This window comes from Microcystis sp. M49636_WE2 (assembly GCF_030065375.1).
Taxonomy (GTDB): Bacteria; Cyanobacteriota; Cyanobacteriia; order Cyanobacteriales; family Microcystaceae; genus Microcystis; species Microcystis aeruginosa_C.
The window spans coordinates 1-3,128 of record NZ_JASJFG010001022.1 but is presented as its reverse complement, the minus strand read 5'-3'; the positions used below and the strand labels follow the sequence as shown (position 1 = coordinate 3,128).

Here is a 3,128-nt window from a genome sequence, read left to right as displayed (position 1 = left end):
GGCAATAGCTCTTTTTAATTCTCTTGAATCTGGATTCGTTTTAATCCATTTATCTAGTTCCTCGATATCTTTTTTGATTTTCTGAGCCTTGTCCATAATTAAAGTTATTAAAACATTGACTTAGATTATAGCATTTTTTTTCAGAAATTGGTTTCCACGTCTCAAATGTAAATGCTATAACTGATAACTGATAACTGATAACTGATGCAAGGCTGACGGCTAATATTGATATCGATCGCGATTTAGGACTAAGGTGGCATTTTTAGCGACAAAATCAATAATTTTTTTGGCCACATCCACACCGGTGGCCGCTTCTATTCCTTCTAAACCGGGAGAGGAATTGACCTCGATAACCACAGGCCCGTGATTAGACCGTAATAAGTCCACACCCGCAACCCGTAAACCCATGGCTTTAGTGGCCCGTATAGCCGTACTGCGTTCCTCCGGGGTTAATTTTATCTTTTCTGCTTTGCCACCCCGGTGAAGATTAGAACGAAAATCCCCCTCGGCCCCCTGTCGCTTCATCGAGGCCACCACTTTTCCATCGATGACAAAACAGCGCAGATCTGCCCCACTGGCCTCTTTAATATACTCTTGTACTAGAATATTAGCCTCTAATTGCCGAAAAGCTTCAATAACTGACTTGGCTGCTTGATCGGTTTCCGCTAAGACTACCCCAATACCTTGAGTTCCCTCTAATAATTTAATCACCAGAGGGGTGCCGCCGACGGTTTCGATTAAACCATCGATATCTTGAGTTGCGTGAGCAATTCCCGTCACCGGTAAACCTATCCCTTCCCGAGCGAGGATTTGCAGACAACGCAATTTATCCCGCGACCGAGAAATTGCTTGCGAGTCGTTGGCAGTAAAAACATTCATCACCTCGAATTGTCGGACGACTGCGGTTCCATAGAAGGTTTTTGAGGCGGCAATGCGGGGAATAATCGCGTCAAAACTCTCCAAGGGTTTACCGTTATAGACAACCGTGGGTTTATGGGAGGTGATGTTCATGTAACAGCGCAAATAATTGATCACTCGCACCTCATGGCCTTGAGCTTCTCCCGCTTCTTTCAGTCGCTTGGTCGAATAAAGAGAAGCATCTTGGGATAAAATAGCGATTTTCATAAATTTTCGCTTAAATATTGATTTTACAACTGAATAGATCCTTATTCCCCCATATTGGCTTGTTTGGCCGGCAACTCATAAAATTTCTGCTCTCGATCGAAGTCCATCGATTATTATGGCACTGACAGTTCCCCTTGAACAGTTAGGTTAGGTGAAAAGTAAAAAAGATCAAGCTTAAGACTAGATTTGTTTTTGTCGTCAGGCTAAGTTTAAGTAGCTGGTTATAATTAAATTAAAAATGGATTTTGCCTTTAATCCCCCCTTAATAAGGTAGGGTTGATTCATGAATCAACCCTACCCTTGATAACGGGGGTGTCTGATAATTTTTAACGCCTACCTACTTATGACTTTACTAGCGAAATCTTTAGAGGAACTGACCGACTGGGTAAAAGACCAGGGACAACCCGCTTATCGGGGGAAACAATTACACCAATGGCTATACGAAAAAGGGGTGCATTCTTTGGCGGATATTTCCGTATTCCCCCAAGAATGGCGCAGCAAGCTGGCGGATTATCCTATCGGTCGTTCCCTTATACATTATCGCAGTGTAGCACCCGATCGCACCCGTAAATATCTGCTAAAACTGGCGGATGGTTTAATCATCGAAGCGGTGGGAATTCCTAGTGAAAAAAGATTGACAGTCTGTGTTTCTTCGCAAGTGGGTTGCCCGATGGCCTGTGATTTTTGTGCCACGGGAAAAGGGGGGTTTACTCGTAATTTAAAAGCTCATGAAATCGTTGACCAAGTGTTAACAGTACAGGAGGATTTTCAACAGCGAGTTAGTCATGTGGTGTTTATGGGTATGGGGGAACCTTTATTAAATATCCCCGAAGTAGTTACGGCGATTCATTCCCTTAATAAAGATGTGGGTATCGGTCAGCGTTGTTTAACTATTTCGACGGTGGGATTACCCCATAAAATCAAGCAACTAGCCGAACATAATTTGCAAATAACTTTTGCTGTTAGTCTCCATGCTTCTAATCAACAAGTTCGAGCTAAATTAATCCCCAGTGCCGACCATTATCCCCTAAGTAATCTGATCCAAGACTGTCAGGAATACGTTCAAATCACGGGACGAAGGGTGACATTTGAATACATTCTTTTAGCGGGAGTGAATGATTTACCTGAACACGCAGGGGAATTAGCCAAACTGGTGAAAGGTTTTCAATCTCACGTCAATTTAATCCCCTATAATCCTATTCAGGAGGTGGATTATCAACGGCCTGATGAAAAGAGAATTAAGGCTTTTAAAACTATTTTAGAACAGGAAAAAGTCGCCGTTACTGTCCGTTATTCCAGAGGTTTAGCGACCGATGCGGCCTGTGGACAATTGCGATCGAGCGTTATGGTACAATAAACGGCCGTAAATCAGCCATTAACTAGGGTTGGCTGAATAAATCTAAAAACCTTGTTGGGTAAGACGTTTAGACTTTTGGAAAATCAAAAAGTGCCAGCCATTGGAGGGATCGGGGGGAAATTTCAGGGGAAAAGTACCTTAAAATAAAACCCTACACCCTACACCCTACACCCCACACCCTGGCCCCACGAGAAACTTTTTGCCGCAAACCCTAACTAGATTGCTAGTCTCCCTGCTAGGCTAAACTAGAGAACTATAACATCAATGTAGGAGCCATTTCGATGCAAAGTCTCTCTAGTGCCAAAGAAAATCGCCTTTTTGTCTATGAAGTCGTCGGTTTGAGTCAAAATGACAATACTGATAACCTAGATTATTCTATCCGTAAGAGTGGCAGTGTCTTTTTGACCGTTCCCTATAGCCGCATGAATCAAGAAATGCGTCGGATTACCCGTTTAGGCGGTCGCATCGTCAGCATTAAACCCTTAAACGCTGCTGCGGCCGAGTAGTTCATCGGAAATTTTGGGTCTGAAACCCCGCCGTTCTAGGTTGGCTTTACGTTAGAATTAAAAGGCCAGTCTCGAAAACCAAGTGGACGGCGCAGCACCTTGAAAACTCGGCTTAGGGGGTTCCGACCAGAAAAGCTTGG

General features: G+C 43.5%; 3 protein-coding genes. 2 read left to right on the top strand and 1 reads right to left on the bottom strand.

Annotated features, from left to right (window positions below; all coding sequences use genetic code 11):
- Positions 1–219: 219 nt before the first annotated feature.
- Positions 220–1,125: a 30S ribosomal protein S6--L-glutamate ligase gene (rimK, locus tag PX484_RS23445; protein WP_002776181.1), complete on the bottom strand. Its 906-nt coding sequence runs from the start codon at positions 1,123–1,125 to the stop codon at positions 220–222.
- 343 nt (positions 1,126–1,468) lie between these two features.
- On the opposite strand from rimK, the gene rlmN reads away from it, so the two are divergent.
- Together rlmN and cpcD are read left to right on the top strand one after the other, a co-directional pair.
- Positions 1,469–2,482 carry a dual-specificity RNA methyltransferase RlmN gene (gene rlmN / locus PX484_RS23440; RefSeq protein WP_288105811.1) on the top strand — a complete coding sequence of 338 codons (1,014 nt, stop codon included), beginning with the start codon at positions 1,469–1,471 and terminating at the stop codon, positions 2,480–2,482.
- Between the two features lie 281 nt (positions 2,483–2,763).
- Positions 2,764–2,988 carry a rod-capping linker protein CpcD gene (cpcD, locus tag PX484_RS23435; RefSeq protein WP_288105808.1) on the top strand — a complete coding sequence of 75 codons (225 nt, stop codon included), beginning with the start codon at positions 2,764–2,766 and terminating at the stop codon, positions 2,986–2,988.
- Positions 2,989–3,128 lie beyond the last annotated feature (140 nt).

Excerpts from the sequence above, each read along its gene's own strand:
- cpcD (WP_288105808.1), top strand. The coding sequence starts at position 2,764 with ATGCAAAGTCTCTCTAGTGCCAAAGAAAATCGCCTTTTTGTCTATGAA.
- rimK (WP_002776181.1), bottom strand. The coding sequence starts at position 1,125 with ATGAAAATCGCTATTTTATCCCAAGATGCTTCTCTTTATTCGACCAAG.
- rlmN (WP_288105811.1), top strand. The coding sequence starts at position 1,469 with ATGACTTTACTAGCGAAATCTTTAGAGGAACTGACCGACTGGGTAAAA.